The organism is Acidovorax sp. BL-A-41-H1, from assembly GCF_051942715.1.
The window spans coordinates 66,337-84,760 of record NZ_JBPVJQ010000005.1; the positions used below are offsets into that span (position 1 = coordinate 66,337).

The 18,424-nt window shown below is 62.7% G+C and carries 15 protein-coding genes; 11 read left to right on the top strand and 4 right to left on the bottom strand.

The genetic code is table 11. The features are described from left to right. Window position 1: 1 nt before the first annotated feature. The 3 genes from carB to ACTPOI_RS11460 all read left to right on the top strand — a co-directional run bounded on the left by carB (window position 2) and on the right by ACTPOI_RS11460 (window position 4,382). Window positions 2–3,247: a carbamoyl-phosphate synthase large subunit gene (gene carB, locus ACTPOI_RS11450; RefSeq protein ID WP_440108888.1), complete on the top strand. Its 3,246-nt coding sequence runs from the start codon at window positions 2–4 to the stop codon at window positions 3,245–3,247. 184 nt (window positions 3,248–3,431) lie between these two features. After that, window positions 3,432–3,908, top strand: coding sequence for a transcription elongation factor GreA (gene greA, locus ACTPOI_RS11455; protein WP_069105379.1), 477 nt, complete (start codon window positions 3,432–3,434; stop codon window positions 3,906–3,908). Between the two features lie 33 nt (window positions 3,909–3,941). Next, entirely contained in the window at window positions 3,942–4,382 is a 441-nt protein-coding gene (locus ACTPOI_RS11460; protein WP_440108891.1) for a DUF4149 domain-containing protein, read from the top strand. Window positions 4,383–4,478: 96 nt separating this feature from the next. On the opposite strand, the gene ACTPOI_RS11465 is transcribed toward ACTPOI_RS11460, so the two are convergent. Both ACTPOI_RS11465 and ACTPOI_RS11470 read right to left on the bottom strand, forming a co-directional pair. After that, on the bottom strand, window positions 4,479–5,237 hold the full coding sequence (locus tag ACTPOI_RS11465; protein WP_440108892.1) for a glycosyltransferase: 759 nt from the start codon (window positions 5,235–5,237) through the stop codon (window positions 4,479–4,481). Next, complete coding sequence (locus tag ACTPOI_RS11470) at window positions 5,237–5,710, bottom strand: YhbY family RNA-binding protein (protein WP_291517250.1); 474 nt, start codon at window positions 5,708–5,710, stop codon at window positions 5,237–5,239. The genes ACTPOI_RS11465 and ACTPOI_RS11470 overlap by 1 nt, the downstream gene beginning before the upstream one ends. Before the next feature lie 103 nt (window positions 5,711–5,813). On the opposite strand from ACTPOI_RS11470, the gene ACTPOI_RS11475 reads away from it, so the two are divergent. From ACTPOI_RS11475 to ACTPOI_RS11505, 7 genes are all read left to right on the top strand, one after another. Further along, a complete protein-coding gene (locus ACTPOI_RS11475) occupies window positions 5,814–6,476 on the top strand; it encodes an RlmE family RNA methyltransferase (protein ID WP_440108895.1) in 663 nt (220 codons plus the stop codon). 191 nt (window positions 6,477–6,667) lie between these two features. After that, window positions 6,668–8,587, top strand: coding sequence for an ATP-dependent zinc metalloprotease FtsH (gene ftsH / locus ACTPOI_RS11480; RefSeq protein ID WP_069105384.1), 1,920 nt, complete (start codon window positions 6,668–6,670; stop codon window positions 8,585–8,587). A gap of 227 nt (window positions 8,588–8,814) precedes the next feature. Further along, window positions 8,815–9,642: a dihydropteroate synthase gene (gene folP, locus ACTPOI_RS11485; RefSeq protein ID WP_440108897.1), complete on the top strand. Its 828-nt coding sequence runs from the start codon at window positions 8,815–8,817 to the stop codon at window positions 9,640–9,642. Window positions 9,643–9,721: 79 nt separating this feature from the next. Further along, window positions 9,722–11,059, top strand: a complete 1,338-nt coding sequence (glmM, locus tag ACTPOI_RS11490; protein ID WP_440108899.1) for a phosphoglucosamine mutase — start codon at window positions 9,722–9,724, stop codon at window positions 11,057–11,059. Between the two features lie 364 nt (window positions 11,060–11,423). After that, window positions 11,424–12,269: a GNAT family N-acetyltransferase gene (locus tag ACTPOI_RS11495; RefSeq protein ID WP_440108901.1), complete on the top strand. Its 846-nt coding sequence runs from the start codon at window positions 11,424–11,426 to the stop codon at window positions 12,267–12,269. Between the two features lie 89 nt (window positions 12,270–12,358). Then, entirely contained in the window at window positions 12,359–14,563 is a 2,205-nt protein-coding gene (gene ppk1, locus ACTPOI_RS11500) for a polyphosphate kinase 1 (RefSeq protein WP_440108903.1), read from the top strand. Further along, on the top strand, window positions 14,560–15,024 hold the full coding sequence (locus ACTPOI_RS11505) for a SixA phosphatase family protein (RefSeq protein WP_440108905.1): 465 nt from the start codon (window positions 14,560–14,562) through the stop codon (window positions 15,022–15,024). The genes ppk1 and ACTPOI_RS11505 overlap by 4 nt, the downstream gene beginning before the upstream one ends. A gap of 55 nt (window positions 15,025–15,079) precedes the next feature. Here the strand turns inward: ACTPOI_RS11505 and ACTPOI_RS11510 are convergent, their stop codons facing one another. Further along, window positions 15,080–15,583: a hypothetical protein gene (locus ACTPOI_RS11510; RefSeq protein WP_440108907.1), complete on the bottom strand. Its 504-nt coding sequence runs from the start codon at window positions 15,581–15,583 to the stop codon at window positions 15,080–15,082. 50 nt (window positions 15,584–15,633) lie between these two features. Then, window positions 15,634–17,115, bottom strand: a complete 1,482-nt coding sequence (locus tag ACTPOI_RS11515; protein ID WP_440108909.1) for a Ppx/GppA phosphatase family protein — start codon at window positions 17,113–17,115, stop codon at window positions 15,634–15,636. A gap of 236 nt (window positions 17,116–17,351) precedes the next feature. Between ACTPOI_RS11515 and pstS the strand changes: the two genes are divergently transcribed. After that, window positions 17,352–18,374: a phosphate ABC transporter substrate-binding protein PstS gene (gene pstS / locus ACTPOI_RS11520; protein ID WP_440108910.1), complete on the top strand. Its 1,023-nt coding sequence runs from the start codon at window positions 17,352–17,354 to the stop codon at window positions 18,372–18,374. Window positions 18,375–18,424 lie beyond the last annotated feature (50 nt).

The following is an 18,424-nucleotide window of genomic DNA, read 5'->3' on the forward strand; positions in this document are numbered from 1 at the left end:
CATGCCAAAACGTACAGACATAAAAAGCATTCTCATCATCGGCGCCGGCCCGATCATCATCGGCCAGGCCTGTGAGTTCGATTACTCCGGCGTGCAGGCCTGCAAGGCTCTGCGCGAAGAGGGCTACAAGGTCATCCTGATCAACAGCAACCCCGCCACGATCATGACCGACCCGGCCACCGCCGACGTCACCTACATTGAGCCCATCACCTGGCAGACGGTCGAGAAGATCATCGCCAAGGAGCGCCCCGACGCCATCCTGCCCACCATGGGCGGCCAGACCGCGCTGAACTGCGCGCTGGACCTGTGGCGCAACGGCGTGCTCGACAAGTACAAGGTCGAGCTGATCGGCGCCACACCCGAGGCCATCGACAAGGCCGAAGACCGCCTGAAGTTCAAGGACGCCATGACCAAGATCGGTCTGGGCTCTGCGCGCTCGGGCATTGCCCACAGCATGGACGAAGCCTGGGCCGTGCAAAAGACCGTGGGCTTCCCCACCGTGATCCGCCCCAGCTTCACGCTGGGTGGCACGGGTGGCGGCATTGCCTACAACCCCGAAGAGTTCGAGACCATCTGCAAGCGCGGCCTGGAAGCCTCGCCTACCAACGAGCTGCTGATCGAAGAATCCCTGCTCGGCTGGAAGGAGTACGAGATGGAAGTGGTTCGCGACAAGGCGGACAACTGCATCATCATCTGCTCCATCGAGAACCTGGACCCGATGGGCGTGCACACCGGCGACTCGATCACCGTGGCCCCCGCGCAGACGCTGACCGACAAGGAATACCAGATCATGCGCAACGCCAGTCTGGCGGTGCTGCGCGAGATCGGCGTGGACACGGGCGGCTCCAATGTGCAGTTCTCGGTGAACCCGAAGGACGGCCGCATGATCGTCATCGAGATGAATCCGCGCGTGTCGCGTTCGTCGGCGCTGGCCTCCAAGGCCACGGGCTTTCCCATCGCCAAGGTCGCGGCCAAGCTGGCTGTGGGCTACACGCTCGATGAGCTCAAGAACGAAATCACCGGGGGCGCTACCCCTGCCTCGTTCGAGCCTTCGATCGACTACGTGGTCACCAAGATCCCACGCTTTGCGTTCGAGAAATTCCCTACCGCCGACAGCCGCCTGACCACGCAGATGAAGTCGGTGGGCGAGGTCATGGCCATGGGCCGCACCTTCCAGGAATCCTTCCAGAAAGCCCTGCGCGGCCTGGAGGTGGGCGTGGACGGCATGAATGAGAAGACCCAGGACCGCGAAGTGCTGGAAAAGGAGCTGGGCGAGCCCGGCCCCGAGCGCATCTGGTACGTGGGCGATGCATTCGCCATGGGCCTGTCGGTGGACGAGGTGTATGACCTCACCAAGATCGACAAGTGGTTCCTGGTGCAGATCGAAGAGATCGTGAAGATCGAGCTGGAACTGGACCAGCTGGCCGTGGACAAGGGTGATGCAGCCCTGGCCAGCCTGAATGCCGACACGGTGCGCGCACTCAAAAAAAAGGGTTTCTCGGACCGCCGCCTGGCCAAGTTGCTCAAGACCACGGAAAAGGCCGTGCGCGAAGCCCGCCGTGCCATGAACGTGCGCCCCGTGTACAAGCGCGTGGATACCTGCGCTGCCGAATTTGCTACCAACACGGCCTACATGTACTCAACCTACGAGGAAGAGTGCGAAGCCGCCCCCACCAACAACAAGAAGATCATGGTGCTGGGCGGTGGCCCCAACCGCATCGGCCAGGGCATCGAGTTTGACTACTGCTGCGTGCACGCCGCCCTGGCCATGCGCGAGGATGGTTACGAGACCATCATGGTCAACTGCAACCCCGAGACGGTTTCGACCGACTACGACACCTCCGACCGCCTGTACTTCGAGCCGCTGACGCTCGAAGACGTGCTGGAAATCGTGGACAAGGAAAAGCCGCACGGCGTGATCGTGCAGTACGGTGGCCAGACGCCGCTCAAGCTGGCCCTCGGCCTCGAAGCCGAAGGCGTGCCGATCATCGGCACCAGCCCCGACATGATCGACGCCGCCGAAGACCGCGAGCGTTTCCAGAAGCTGCTGGGTGACCTCGGCCTGCGCCAGCCGCCGAACGCCACGGCGCGTACCGAAGCCGAAGCGCTGGAAAAGGCCGCTACCTTGGGCTACCCCCTGGTGGTGCGCCCGAGCTACGTGCTGGGTGGCCGCGCGATGGAAATCGTGCACGAACAGCGCGACCTTGAGCGCTACATGCGCGAAGCCGTCAAGGTGAGCAACGATTCACCCGTGCTGCTCGACCGCTTCCTGAACGATGCCATCGAATGCGATGTGGACTGCCTGCGCGACCCCGAAGGCAAGACCTTCATCGGTGGCGTGATGGAGCACATCGAGCAAGCCGGTGTGCATTCGGGCGACTCGGCCTGCTCGCTGCCCCCTTACTACCTCAAGCAGGCCACCGTGGATGAGCTCAAGCGCCAGTCCGCTGCCATGGCCGAAGGTCTGAACGTGGTGGGCCTGATGAACGTGCAGTTCGCCATCCAGGAAGTGGACGGCAAGGACGTGATCTACGTGCTGGAAGTGAACCCGCGCGCCTCGCGCACGGTGCCGTTTGTCTCGAAGGCCACCGGCATCCAGCTGGCCAAGGTGGCTGCGCGCTGCATGGCAGGCCAGACGCTGGCTTCGCAGGGCATCACCAAAGAGGTGACACCGCCGTACTTCAGCGTGAAGGAAGCCGTGTTCCCGTTCGTCAAGTTCCCTGGCGTGGACACCATCCTCGGCCCCGAGATGAAATCCACGGGTGAGGTGATGGGCGTTGGCAAGACCTTTGGCGAAGCCTTTGTGAAGAGCCAGTTGGGCGCAGGAACCAAGTTGCCCACGTCGGGCAAGGTGTTCCTCACGGTGAAGAACAACGACAAGCCCCGCGCGGTGGATATCGCGCGTCAGCTGGTCGCACTGGGCTTTGATCTGGTAGCCACCAAGGGCACGGCTGCCGCCATTGCCGAGGCGGGCGTTCCGGTGGTTGTGGTCAACAAGGTCACGGAAGGCCGTCCGCACATCGTGGACATGATCAAGAACAACGAGATCGTCATGGTCATCAACACGGTGGAAGAGCGTCGCAATGCGATTGCCGATTCGCGTGCGATCCGCACCTCGTCGCTGCTGGCCCGCGTGACCACGTTCACCACCATCTTTGGCGCCGAAGCAGCCGTGGAAGGCATGAAGTACCTCGACAATCTGGACGTGTATTCCCTGCAGGAACTGCACGCCCAGCTGCCTGCCTGAGCATTGCCAAACGCGGCATAATCGCCGCCTGAACTTAAACCGCCTCGCGGCAACGCGCGGCGGTTTCCCTTTTGTAGAAACGCCATCGTTGCCGCTTCATGCGCAGATGGCGAATGGCGATATACCGGCGAGGCACATCGGCGTGCCTTCCTGCCTGACTGCTGACCTATGGAGACTTGACCGAATGGCCACCATCCCAATCACGAAGCGCGGCGCTGAGCAACTCAAGGAAGAACTCCACCGTTTGAAGACGGTCGAGCGTCCCGCTGTGATCACCGCGATTGCTGAAGCGCGCGCACAGGGCGACCTGAGCGAAAACGCAGACTACGACGCTGCCAAGGACCGCCAGGGCTTCATCGAAGGCCGCATCCAGGAAATTGAAGGCAAGCTGTCAGTGGCCCAAGTGATCGACCCCAGTGCTGTCGATGGTGGCGGCAAGGTCGTGTTTGGCGCCACTGTGGAGCTGGAAGACGAGGAGTCCGGCGATACCGTTCGGTACCAGATCGTGGGTGAAGACGAGGCGGACCTCAAATTGGGCCTCATCAATATTTCCAGCCCCATCGCACGCGCGCTCATCGGCAAGGAAGAGGGCGATACGGCTGAAGTCCAGGCGCCGGGCGGCATCCGCCGCTATGAAGTGGTGGCGGTCAGTTACCAGTGATGCGACCACATTTGGCACACGAGCCCGCGTCTCATGGTTGACCGTCTCCCTGCGCTTGCAGCCGCGTTGTGGTGGGGCAGCCTGACGACGATCGGCTTTCTTGTGGTACCCATGTTGTTCGCGAGTCTGCCCTCGCCGACGATGGCGGGCTACATGGCGGCGAAGCTGTTTGCTGCACAGACCTGGGTGACCGTGTCGTGCTGCTTGGTCCTGTTGCTGTTGTCCAAGGCGAGGCATGCCACGGTGCAGCATGCCTGGGCGCAGGCTGCCATGGTCTTCATTCTGGCTGGGTTGCTGCTGGCACTGCTCACGCAGTTCGGTGTCGCACCGCGCATCGTGGCGCGGCAGGATCTGCGGCTGTGGCACAGCGTTGGTACCGTCATGTACGCGGTGCAGTGGTTCTGTGCTTTGGCCGTGCTCTGGCGCACGTTGCGGCCAGTGGTCTCATCCGGAGAGCCGTCGGCCCCTTATTAGGGTGCTTCGTGTTTGCCCTGCGCTCACAGTGCAGTCGTGGGGTGCATGCCGCTTCCAGCATGACTTGTTGCAGGGCTGCGCAGTCCTGCGCCTGGTCTATTCCCGCCAGTGCTCGCCCACCCACAGGGCGGGGCGGATGAAGCGAAACCTGCGGTTGCGCCGGCCTGCCAAGGCATCCGGTGGGTTGCATTCCCCGTGAAAGATCACGATACGCGCGCCATTGGGCACCTCAGGGGTGCGCCAGTAGTTGGTAGGCCAAGTCGGAATGCCGTGGTACTTGAAACTCGGGCACCAGGCCTTGGGCCAGTACTGCAGCTTGCCCTGCCGGTGCAGGAAGTCTGAAAGATAGGCTTGCTCGTTGCGGAACTTCTGGCGGATCTCACCGAAATTCGCCCGGAAGTATTCCAGCACCTCGGGGTGCGCACCCAGCTCGAACCGGTACACCGACGAGTTGCCGGTGATGCGCCACGGGCGCTTGTAGTCGTGGATGATGAGGAATTCACCGGGGCGTGTGAAGAACTCATCGAGGCTTCCTGTCACCACCACGTCCACGTCGAGAAAAAGCGCGGTGCCTTTCAGCCCATGCAAGTCCTTGCTGAACGTCGCCAGCTTGGTCCAGCCCCGTTCAGGTATGCCGGGCGGCAGATCCAGTGCGGGGATGGGCAGGCACTGCACCTCGCTGCGGATGCCCTTGCTGTCGTCCGTGAGGCACACAAACCGGAAGTCGCCGCTGAGGTGCCTGCGCACCATGGCATACAGCCGGTTGACGTATTCGGGGCCGTACTTGGTGCCCCATTTCATGCACAGGATGGTGCGGGGCGTGCTGGCAGCGGCTGCCGGGGCCGTGGAGCTCATCAGTCTGCCTGGCGCTTCTTGATGGATTTTTGCTTGGGCTTGGCGCGCTTGATCTGCCCGCCCGAGGTGAGCCTCTGGTTGCCCAGCACACGCAACTGCTTGATCTCGGGGCGCTGGCCACCCCGCTTGCTGAACTTGAGCACCTTGACATCGCGCGGCCCGGGCATGCGGTCGTCATCGACGGTGCGCTCTTTTGCCGGGATAGGACGCCAGAACACCAGCAGCTTGCCGATGTGCTGGATGGGAGCCGCGTTCAGTTCGGCAGCCAGTTCCTGGTACATCAGTTCACGGGCAGTACGGTCGTCGCCAAAAACGCGAACCTTGATGAGCCCGTGGGCATTGAGTGCGGCATCGATTTCTTTTTTGACCGCAGCGGTCAGGCCATCGCCGCCGACGAGGACCACTGGGTCCAGATGGTGGGCGTTGGCACGTTGTTCCCGGCGCTCGGCGGGAGTCAGTTGTATTTGGGGCATGGGCCGTATTATCGCCGCGGCCCGCCGCACCGCCTCCAGCCGCCGATGCGGGCTGCGCCGGGCCGTGAAGCGGTTGCATTGCGCCCCCGGCGACAATACCCGCATGAAAGTCAAAACCCAGAGCAAGAAGGTCAACAAGGCATGGCTGAACGACCACGTCAATGACACGTACGTCAAGTTGGCGCAAAAAGAGGGCTACCGGGCCCGTGCAGCCTACAAGCTCAAGGAAATCGATGAGCAGCTCGGGCTGATCAAGCCCGGGTACACCGTGGTCGACCTGGGCTCCACGCCTGGCGCATGGAGTCAGTACCTTCGGCGACGCCTTTCCCCTACCGGTGCGGCGGCCGGGCAGCTCAACGGCGCCATTTTTGCGCTGGACATGCTGCCGATGGAGCCCATTGAAGGCGTGACCTACCTCAATGGTGACTTCCGCGAGGCCGAGGTGCTGGCGCGGCTGGAGACGGCCTTGTCCGGCCGGGTGGTGGATGTGGTGGTTTCGGACATGGCTCCCAATCTCTCGGGCATCGAGTCTGCCGATGCGGCCCGGATTGCGCACCTCGTAGAACTTGCCGTGGAGTTCGCCTGTGCGCACCTCAAGCCCGACGGAGCGCTGGTGGTCAAGCTGTTTCACGGGAGCGGCTACAGCGACCTTGTCACGCTGTTCAAGCAAACGTTCAAGGTCGTCAAGCCCGTCAAGCCCAAAGCCTCACGGGACAAGTCGTCCGAGACCTTCCTGGTGGGCATGGGTTTGAAGGCCCGTACCTGATGGGGTCAGGCTTGATGAAAGTCAATGGGAGACGTGAAGTCCGTCACAAAACGTGGCAATGCCCGCGCTGTTTCCATGGCCTCGCGGGGGAATAGCGATGGCTGCCGTGCTTGAAAGTCCTAAAATGGCCCGCACATGCCTGCCATGACGGCAACGTGTCCGTTTTCTGTTTTCCGCAACTGGAGCTCCGCTTGAACAATCAGTGGTTTTCAAAAATTGCCGTGTGGCTGGTTATCGCCATGGTGCTGTTCACGGTGTTCAAACAGTTTGACACCCGTGCCGGAGCCAGCGCAGGCCACGTCGGCTATTCGGAGTTCCTTGAGGAAGTCCGCAGCAACCGCATCAAGAGCGCGACCATTCAGGAAGGCCAGGGCGGCACTGAAATCGTCGCGGTCACCAACGATGACCGCAAGATCCGCACGACGGCCACTTACCTTGACCGTGGCCTTGTGGGCGACCTGATCAACAACAACGTCAAGTTCGACGTGAAGCCACGCGAAGAAGGTTCGCTCCTCATGACCCTGCTGGTCAGCTGGGGCCCCATGTTGCTGCTGATCGGCGTGTGGGTGTACTTCATGCGCCAGATGCAGGGCGGCGGCAAGGGCGGTGCCTTCAGCTTCGGCAAGAGCAAGGCGCGCATGCTCGACGAGAACACCAACCAAGTCACGTTTGCGGACGTAGCCGGCTGCGACGAGGCCAAGGAAGAAGTCAAGGAAGTTGTTGATTTCCTGAAGGACCCGCAGAAGTTCCAAAAACTCGGCGGCCGCATTCCCCGTGGTCTGTTGCTGGTAGGCCCCCCCGGTACGGGTAAGACCCTTCTGGCCAAGTCGATCGCTGGCGAAGCCAAGGTACCGTTCTTCAGCATTTCGGGCTCCGACTTTGTGGAAATGTTTGTTGGCGTGGGCGCGGCCCGTGTGCGCGACATGTTCGACAACGCCAAGAAGAACGCACCCTGCATCATCTTCATTGACGAAATCGATGCCGTCGGCCGCCAGCGGGGCGCCGGTCTGGGCGGTGGCAATGACGAGCGCGAGCAGACTCTCAACCAGATGCTGGTCGAGATGGATGGCTTTGAAACCAACCTTGGCGTGATCGTGGTGGCTGCGACCAACCGTCCCGACATTCTGGACGCCGCCTTGCTGCGCCCCGGTCGTTTTGATCGCCAGGTGTACGTGACGCTGCCCGACATCCGCGGCCGCGAGCAGATCCTGAATGTGCACATGCGCAAGATTCCGATTGGTCAGGACGTGGCGCCGAGCATCATTGCCCGCGGTACCCCCGGCATGAGCGGTGCTGATCTGGCCAACCTGTGCAACGAAGCCGCCCTGATGGCCGCACGCCGCAATGCGCGTACGGTGGAGATGCAGGACTTCGAAAAGGCCAAGGACAAGATCCTGATGGGCCCCGAGCGCAAGAGCATGGTCATGCCCGAGGAAGAGCGCCGCAATACGGCCTACCACGAGTCAGGCCACGCGTTGATCGGCAAGCTGCTGCCCAAGTGCGACCCTGTGCACAAGGTCACCATCATCCCCCGCGGCCGTGCCCTGGGTGTAACGATGAGCCTGCCGGCGCAAGACCGCTACAGCTACGACCGTGAATACATGCTCAACCAGATCAGCATGCTGTTCGGTGGGCGTATTGCTGAGGAGGTGTTCATGAACCAGATGACCACCGGTGCAAGCAATGACTTCGAGCGGGCCACGCACATTGCCCGCGACATGGTCACCCGCTACGGCATGACCGATGCCTTGGGCCCCATGGTGTACGCCGAAAACGAGGGCGAAGTCTTCCTGGGCCGTTCGGTGACCAAGACCACCACCATGAGTGAGCAGACCATGGAAAAGGTCGACATGGAAGTGCGTCGCATCATTGATGAGCAGTACAACCTTGCCCGTCGCCTGATCGAAGAAAACAGCGACAAGATGCACGCCATGGCCAAGGCTCTGCTCGAATGGGAAACCATCGATACCGAGCAGCTTGACGACATCATGGCGGGCAAGGAACCCCGCCCGCCCAAGGACTGGACACCGCGCACGCCTCCATCCGGTGGAGACAACTCTAGCGGTGGCACGCCTGCTGTTGCTGCGGAAACTGCTCCTACAGCCGCCTGACAACGGAAGCAGCTACAGCACCCTCTCAAGGGTTGGCTGACTTCTGCTGTGCTGGGCGCTGTGCGTTCCCGGCTTTGCAGTAGATCCATTTGAACGGGGCCTGGTGCCCCGTTTTCCGTTGTGCTGCACTCTACGGCAGACAATGATGAAGTCCCGAGCCGTCGGGCGCATGTCGTCTGACTGGCGCGATGCCTGCTGTGACGGACCTCCATTCAGCGTTATCCCCCATGTTCTGGCAAACGTCCCGCTTTCAAATTCATCTCGACCAGCCCAAGGTGATGGGTATCGTCAATATCACCCCGGATTCCTTTTCGGACGGTGGCCGGCACGCGACGACCGCTTCCGCGCTGCGGCATTGCGAGCAGCTGCTGAGCGACGGTGCCCACATCCTCGATATCGGCGGTGAGTCCACGCGTCCGGGCAGCCCACCCGTGCCGCTGGAGGAGGAGCTGGCGCGGGTGTTGCCGGTAGTGCGGCATGCGGTCACGCTGGGCGTTCCCCTATCCGTGGATACCTACAAACCGCAAGTCATGCGCGCGGTTCTGGACCTGGGTGCAGACATCATCAACGATGTCTGGGCGCTGCGGCAGCCCGGCGCTGCCGAGGTGGTCGCTTCATACCCCGGCTGCGGGGTTTGCCTGATGCACATGCATCGGGATCCGCAGACCATGCAGGTAGCGCCGATGGAGGGAGACATCGTTGCCCAGGTGCTATCATTTCTAGAGCTGTCAGCCCAGAAAATGCTTGCTCTAGGGGCAAAAAAGACCCAAATCATGCTGGATCCGGGCATCGGGTTCGGCAAAACGGTGATGCAGAACTTCGCCTTGCTCAAACACCAGCGCGCATTGCTTGCGGCGGGGTTCCCGGTGCTCTCTGGCTGGTCGCGCAAGTCATCGCTCGGCGCGGTGACGGATCGGCCTGTTGAGGAGCGCATGGTGCCCAGTGTTGCAGCAGCGATGCTCGCGGTCGAGCACGGTGCTTCGGTGGTACGGGTGCACGATGTGCGTGACACGGTGGCTGCGCTCGCTGTACTCAAGGCGATGCAAAGTGCATAGAGGGCAGGGTGAGCAGTGGGAACTGGACCGGAAAGTAAAGCTGATAACAACCGAGCATGGACACGAGGGGACAAAAGACATGACACAACGCCAATACTTCGGTACTGACGGTATTCGGGGCACCGTGGGGCAAGCCCCCATCACGCCAGACTTCGTTTTGCGCCTGGCCCATGCGGTGGGCCGGGTACTGCGCCGCACCGAAGAGCGCCCCACCGTGCTGATCGGCAAGGACACCCGCATCTCTGGCTACATGCTCGAGAGCGCGCTGGAGTCAGGCTTCAACTCCGCTGGCGTCGACGTAGTTCTGCTGGGCCCCTTGCCGACGCCCGGCGTGGCCTACCTGACGCGGGCGCAGCGCGCGAGCCTCGGCGTCGTCATCAGCGCAAGCCACAACGCGTATCCCGATAACGGCATCAAGTTCTTCAGTGCCCAGGGTACCAAGCTGCCCGATGCGTGGGAGCTTGACGTAGAAGCCGCCCTGGCCGAACCCCCTGTGTGGGTGGAGTCCGCCGGGCTCGGCAAAGCCAGGCGCCTCGAAGATGCGGCTGGCCGCTACATCGAGTTCTGCAAGAGCACCTTCCCGCAGGACCTGACCCTGCGCGGTGTGAAGATCGTGGTGGATGCTGCACACGGCGCGGCGTACCAGGTGGCGCCCAAGGTGTTCCACGAACTGGGTGCAGAAGTGTTGTCGATCGGTTGTTCGCCCGATGGCGTGAACATTAATAACCAGGTCGGTGCCACGCACCCGGATGCGCTGGTGCGTGCCGTGCGCGCAAACCACGCGGACTTCGGCGTGGCGCTGGATGGGGATGCCGATCGCCTGCAAATTGTGGATTCGACAGGGCGGCTCTACAACGGTGATGAACTGCTCTACCTGATGGCCATGGACCGCATGGGGCGCGACGAACATGTGCCCGGTGTGGTCGGCACCCTCATGACCAATATGGCCGTCGAGGTGGCACTGCAGGCCAAGGGGGTCAAGTTTGTGCGCGCGAAGGTCGGCGACCGCTACGTGCTCGAAGAACTGGTGCGCCATCAGTGGGTGCTGGGAGGCGAGGGATCTGGTCACCTGCTGGCCCTGGACCGCCACACCACGGGCGACGGCCTCATCAGTGCACTGCAGGTGCTGCAGGCCTGTGTGCGCAGCGCCAGCACGCTGCCGCAGTTGCTGGCGGATGTGTCGCTTTACCCGCAAGTGCTTCTCAACGTGCGCCTGGCCGTGGGTCAGGACTGGAAAGCGAATCGACTTCTGGCGGAAGCCACGCAGGCGGTGGAGCAGGAACTCGCGGGCACCGGCCGCGTGCTGATCCGGGCCAGCGGAACCGAGCCGCTGCTGCGGGTCATGGTCGAGGCGCGGGATGCCTTGCAGGCCAGTGCCTGCGCCCAGAGGCTGGCAGACGCGGCCCGCGCGGGCTGATGAACAGGCGGACTGTTTCTTCAAGCATTAGCGTCTTTCGACGGTAGGGAGATCTCTCAGCCGCCGATACGGTCGCCATGCTCCGTCGCTGGGCGTTGACGGGGAACGCCAAGTACTGCCGCGCATCAGGCTCCCAAGGCTCTTCGCAACGTCCGACGTGCCTTTGACCTGGCGTCCAAAACACGCCCTCCACCTTCTGCGCCACCCGTGGCAGAGGGCGCAGCGTTTTTCTCGTTCACGGATCTGACATCTTTCCGACACGGGTACGTCATGGCCCGCCTTCAGACTCACTCCAGGGAACAACGGTTTCCACCCGGTTGGGGTCCAGCCGGGATTGCAGAAAGAACGAGGGAGTCTGCGCACCATGAATGATGTATCCAACCTGATGCTGAACGCGCCGCCGGGCGCCCCCAACCCAGCCCCGACGGGCACTGGACTCATACCAGCGAGCGGGCAGGGAATCAGCATCCAGGGGCTACAGAAGCACCCTGTCGAAGTGAGCTGGGCACGGCACCAGGACGAAGTTCGCCAGGCGCAACGGTTGCGGTTTCAGGTGTTCGCGACAGAGATGGGCGCTCGATTGACGACCCCCATCGCTGGTCACGACATAGACCTGTTTGACGACTATTGCGAGCATCTTCTTGTGCGGGACGCATTGACCCGGCAAGTCATTGGGACTTACCGTGTGCTCACCCCGGCCCAGGCCCGCCGCGTGGGTGGCACGTACAGTGATACCGAGTTTGACCTGACCCGCCTGCGCACGCTGCGCCCGCGGATGGTGGAGCTTGGCCGAAGCTGCGTGCATGCCGACCATCGGCATGGCGGCGTGATCATGGCGCTTTGGAGTGCGCTGGCTGATTTCATGGTCCGCAATGAACTTGACACCATGATCGGTTGCGCCAGCATCCCGATGGTGCACAACGGCATTCCCAGTGGCGATGCGGCTGCCAGTATCTGGCACCAGGTGCGCAAGACCCATCTTGCCCCCATCGATTTTCACGTACTGCCGCGGCTCCCGCTGCCCGTGGACCTGCTAGACGGCCACGCTGTGGTCGAGCCACCGGCATTGATCAAGGGCTATCTGCGTCTTGGCGCACGGGTGTTGGGTGCCCCCGCCTGGGACCCTGACTTCAATACGGCAGACCTGCCCATGCTGATGCGCTTGGCGGACCTCCACCCCCGCTATCGCAGGCACTTCCTGGGCCAGTGAACCCGTCCAGTCTGACATCGCCATGTCACATGAATGTCATGTGTCAGGTTGATACTGGCGATTTGGCGTTCCGCTCCGGCCACGTATCCATGCTGCCTTTTCCTGAAGACGCTGTGCCTGTTTCCTTGCCTCTGGGCGGGAGTGAAAAGCCCGGGCGCCCGGGCGCGCAGCCCGGCGCTAGTCCCACGGCCCACGTGCCTCATCAATGCGATGCTGGCATCGTGCAAGAGCTGCCATTTCTCGATCGTGACCAGAGCATTCTGGCGTTCAATGAGCGGGTTTTCGATTGGGCCTGCCGGGACGACGTGCCGCTTCTGGAGCGGCTGCGCTATTTGTGCATCGTGTCGTCCAATCTCGATGAGTTCTTTGAAGTCCGGGCTGCACCGCACCTGACCGCCGCGACGAAAGGCGAGACCAAGGGGGTCTATTCCACCGAATCGTTCCAGACCCTGGCCACCCAGGTCCACTCGCTGGTCAAGAGGCAGTACGCGCTCTACAACGACCGCCTCGTGCCCGCATTCGCCCGGCAGGGCATTCGCATCCTGGGGCACAACGAAAGAACGACCGCCCAGAAGAAATGGGTGCGGGAATACTTTGCCAGCGATGTCCGGCCCTTGCTGATCCCGGTCGGCCTGGACCCGGCCCATCCGTTTCCGCAGGTGGCCAACAAGTCGCTCAATTTCATCGTGCGGCTTCGGGGCCACGATGCATTCGGCCGTGAGAACGAAATCGCGATCGTGAAAGTTCCCAGGGCCTTGCCGCGCCTGATGCGCCTGCCCGCCAGGGTGGCGCCGCATGGGGCACTGTTCGTCAGTCTCTCCAGCATCGTGCGGGCGCACCTCGATGAACTCTTCCCCGGGCGCGAGGTGGTCGAGTTCTCGCAGTTCCGCGTCACCCGCCATTCCGATCTGGCGCTGGATGAGGAAGACGTGCGCAACCTGCGTACCGCGTTGCGGCAAGGCCTGCAGCACCGCCACTACGGCCAGGCGGTACGGCTGGAGGTGTCGTCGGGCTGCTCGCCCTTTCTGTACGACTTTCTGCTGACGCAGTTCCAGCTGCCGCTGGCAGCGCTGTACCGCGTTCCAGGGCCGGTGAACCTGGTGCGGTTGACGCAACTGGTGGACCTGGTGAACGATCCTGCTTTGCTGTTCCCCGCATGGGCAGCCGCATGGCCACGGCAGCTGCAGCCGGGCGCACCCATCATGGAACAGCTGCGCCAGCGCGACGTGCTGATCCACCAGCCTTTTGAAAGCTTTGACGGACTGCTGGCCTTTTTGCAGGAGGCTGTGAACGACCCCGACGTGCTTGTGATCAAGCAGACCATCTACCGCACCGGTGCCGATTCCAAGCTCATGGAGCTTCTGACCGAGGCGGTGCGGCGCGGCAAGGAGGTGATGGCGGTGGTCGAGCTCAAGGCGCGCTTTGACGAAGAGGCCAACATCAACTGGGCCGAAGCGCTGGAATCCGTCGGCGCCCAGGTGGTCTACGGGGTGGTGGGGCTCAAGACGCACGCCAAGATGCTGTTGGTCACGCGGCGCGAAGGGCGAAGGCTCCGGCGCTATGGGCACCTGTCGACGGGCAATTACAACGTCCGCACCGCCCGTCTGTACACCGACCTCAGCTACCTCACCGCTGATGAAGCGACCACGGCCGACATGGACGGGGTTTTCAACCACCTGGCCAGCCAGAACCGCCCTCCCAAGCTGCGCAAGCTGATGCTGGCGCCGTTTCATCTGCACCGGCGCATGCTGGAGAAGATCGAGCAGGTGGGCCTGGCGGCGCAGGCGGGCCAAGACGCGCGCATCGTTGCGAAGATGAACGCCTTGACCGACGAAGCGCTGATGCGTGCGCTGATGCTTGCAGGCCAGCGGGGCGCCCGCATCGACCTCATCGTGCGCGGTGCGTGCATGCTGCCTGCGCAGGTGCCAGGGGCCACGGACAACATCCGCGTGCGTTCCGTCATCGGAAGATTTTTGGAGCACACACGCGTTTTCTACTTTCGTGCGGCCGATCAGGAAGACCTCTATCTCTCCAGCGCCGACTGGATGAACCGCAACATGATGCGCCGCATCGAACTGGCATGGCCCGTGGACGACCCCGTACTGCGTCAGCAGATAGTGGATGAGTGTCTGGTGGCCTATCTGCACGACGACCGGGATGCATGGACGCTGAACGCCAGCGGCAGCTATGACCGCGCCGCCCGTCCCGGCCGCGGGCTGGGTGCGCAAAACGCTTTGATGGTCCGCTACGGGCCTGCCACTGCAACGCCGGGCACTGGCTCGGGCAGGCGATGATGGATCTCATCCTGTGGCGGCATGCCGAAGCAGAAGACGCTGTACAAGGCCAGGATGACCTCGCCCGCGCCTTGACGGCGCGCGGCGAAAAGCAGGCGGCTCGCATGGCCGCATGGCTGGACCGGCAACTGCCCGAGGGCCTTCGCGTGCTGGCCAGCCCTGCCCGACGAACCGACCAGACTGCCGCCGCCCTGGGGCGCAAGTTCAAGCTGCGATCCGAGTTGCTGCCGGGTGGGAACGCGGATGACCTGCTTGGGCTTGCCCAGTGGCCGCGTGCGAAGGGGGCTGTCTTGATCGTTGGGCACCAGCCTGTGCTGGGGCAGACGGTTGCACAGCTGCTCGGGTTGCCCGAGCCTGCCTGTGCCATCCGCAAAGGTGCGGTATGGTGGCTGCGCCAGAGGGAGCGGCAGGAGCAGAGCCAGACGGTACTGATGGTGGTGCAGTCGCCTGAGTTTCTCTGACTGCCAGGCGTGGTCCTCTCCCGCAAGTAAGGTGCAGGCCTGAGCCTGTTTGGGTTTACTTGCGCCGCCCTTTGGAGGCGGCCTTGGCCGCAGGCCCTGGCGCCTCAGGTGATTCCGCCTTGGGGCGCCCGGTCTTCAGTGACGGAACTGCCTGGAGAGCGGTTTTCAGCGCCGCGTCGGACATCGCCGCCAGCGCCTTGAGCCCGGCACGCAGCAGCTCACTTTTCTTGACCGGTTGTCCCAGGCTGGCGAGGCGCTCCTTCAGGGCTTCAATGACTGCGTACTCGTCCTTGGGAAAGGTGAAGCTGTCGCGCACGAGCTTGGGCTTGCGGGCTTTGGCATCCTTGCCGGCGGCGGGCTGTGCAGCTTGCGTGTTCGCTTGGACGGGGGCTTTGGCCTTGGGGCTTGATGTGCTGGCGGTTGGTTTGGCATCAGGCGTCGTTTTGGAGGCGCCCTCGGGCAGCTTCTGAGTAGCAGTGCGCTTCTTCACGGCAGCTTTGGTTGCAGGCGCTGCGGCGGGCTGGGTGGCGGGTGCCATCACTGCGGTTGACTTGGCCATTCGATCCTCCTGAAACTGTATAAACGGTTTATATAGTTTATGGGGTGTGCTTACCCCAGGTCAACCGTCAGCTCCCAAGGGGTTTTTTGCCAGGCCACCATTTCCTCGCGCAGCAGATGGGCCGACTGTGGGTAGGCCAAGGCCCAGCCGGGGCGCGCCTGGAGCCCAAAGCGCATGCCGTCGCGCCGCAAGGTGAGCCCCTGGGTATCGGGCGCGCGGCGTGCATGGCACAGCGCCACAGCCACACGCAGGCAGAGCAGTTGCAGTGCAAAGACGGGGTCGGTCAGGTCGGTGTCGAGCTTGCGTACCTTTCCGCGCTGCCCGAGCACCAGCACGCCAAGCCGGTGCAGTTCGGGTACGGCAAATCCGGCTGCATCGGTGTTGTCCAGAATGTAGGCTCCGTGCCGGTGGTAGTCGCTGTGGGATATGCGACAGCCGATTTCATGCAGCTGCGCCGCCCACTGCAGCTTGAGTGCCGCGCGTCTGTCATCGGGCCCTCGCGCCTGCTCAAACAGGTTCAGGGCGGTGGCCGCCACCCGCTGGGCATGCTCGGCATCCACACCAAACCGCTCCATCAGCCCCTGCACGGTGGCAGAGCGCAGATCGGTACCCGGCTGCTCGCGATCCAGCAGGTCGTAGAGCGCCCCCTGACGCAACGCGCCCTGGGCCACCTGCATTTCGTCAACCTCCAGCAGGTCGAATACGGCACGCAACACGCTGATGCCGCCACCAATGACAGCTCTGCGCTCTTCCTTGAGCCCATCCATGCGTAACCTGTCGGCCGAGCCAGCACGCAGCAAGCGGTCATGCAGCCAGTCAAGTCCGCTTCGGGTGATGACTCCGGAAGGCGCTTGCCCAGCGGCGACAAGCACTTCGCCCACGGCACCCGCAGTGCCAGAAGAGCCATAAGCCACCTCCCAAGCCCCAGGGTGGAACGTTTCCACGGCTTCGTCCAGCACCGCCTTCGCAGCAATTTCTGCGGCTGCAAAGGCGCCCGGGGTGAATTCGCCGTGGGCAAAGTACCGCTGCGACCACGCCACGCTGCCCACCCGGAACGATGCCACGGCATGGGGGGTGAACTGCTGACCCACGATCAGCTCGGTGGATCGGCCGCCAATGTCCACCACCAGCCGGCGCTCGTCTGATTGCGGGAGAAGCCGGGCCACGCCCTGGTAAATCAGCCGTGCTTCCTCCAGGCCTGAAATCACGTCAATCGGGTAACCCAGCATCTGGCTGCCCCGTGACAGGAATTCTTCGCGGTTGCGTGCCTCGCGCAGCGTTTGCGTGGCAACGGCACGCACCTGCGTTCTGGGAAACCCGGCCAGGCGCTCGCCAAACCGGGCCAGGCAGGCCCAGCCGCGCTCCATGGCGTCTTGTGTAAGGTTGCGGTTTTCGTCGAGACCGTTGCCCTGGCGCACGGTTTCCTTCAGGTACTCCACGCGCTGGATATGGCCAAATTCATACCGTCCGATTTCAAGGCGAAAACTGTTGGAGCCCAGGTCGACTGCGGCGAGGCGTGTGCCGTTTTGCATGAGGTTTTGAAAGGGAATGCTTTGCGGCATCGTACCGCGCGGGCTTGGGGCGATTCGGGGCTGCTCAAGGGAGCGTTTTTGCCAGGCGAGTGTGTGCAATCGCTGTGAAGATTCGGTGACGGGATGGTGAATGACGGTATTCCGACAGCTCGATGGCAGCGGTTTGTGTCACCGAACTGTCACGAACGCCCCCTAGAGTTCGGGATGTTCCGGTCAACCCTCGTCAAAGGTAAATCATGAAACGCACATTCCTCAAAACCGTCGCTGTTGTCTTGGCCACTGTGGCTGCTGGCGGTGCTTTCGCCGCAGACATCACGGGCGCTGGCGCTACGTTCCCTTTCCCGGTGTACGCCAAGTGGGCTGAAGCCTACAAGAAGGAAACCGGCACAGGTCTCAACTATCAGTCGATCGGCTCTTCGGGCGGCATCCGCCAGATCCGCGCCAAGACGGTAGCGTTTGGCGCTACCGATGCCCCTGTTTCGGGCGCAGATCTTGACAAGGACGGCATGGTCCAGTTCCCGGCGATCATTGGCGGTACCGTGCCGGTGATCAACCTGGAAGGTTTCAAGCCCGGCGAGCTGCGGGTGAATGGCACGGTCTTGGCCGAGATGTTCCTCGGCAAGATCAGCAAGTGGAACGACCCCAAGCTGGCCGCCTTGAACCCCGGCAAGACCCTGCCCAACCAGAACATCACGGTAGTCCACCGCGCTGACGGCTCCGGCACCACCTTCAACTGGACAGATTATTTGGCTGCGGTCAGCAAGGAATGGGCCGACACGGTGGGCAAGGGTGCCGCCGTCAAGTGGCCTGCGTCTTCATCGGTGGGCGGCAAGGGCAACGAAGGGGTGGCCGCCAACGTAACCCGCGTGAAGGGTGCGATCGGCTACGTGGAGTACGCCTACGTCAAGAAGAACAACATGAACTTCCTGCAGCTGCAAAACGCAGACGGCAAGTTTGTGAGCCCCGACGACACCACCTTTGCCGCCGCCGCCGCCAATGCCGACTGGTTCAGCGTGCCTGGCATGGGCATTTCGATGGTAAACGCCAAGGGTGCCAACAGCTGGCCTGTGAGCACCGCCTCCTTTATCCTCATGTACAAGGACCCGGCCGACAAGGCGCAGTCTGCCGAAGTGCTGAAGTTCTTTGACTGGGCCTTCAAGAACGGCAAGGCCATGGCCGCCGAACTGGACTACGTGCCCTTGCCAGACGCACTGACTGCCGAAATCCGCTCCAAGGTCTGGTCGCAGATCAAGAAGTAAGGCAATGGCCCCAAAATGCGTCCTTCGGCCGGAGTCTGGCTGGAGGGGGC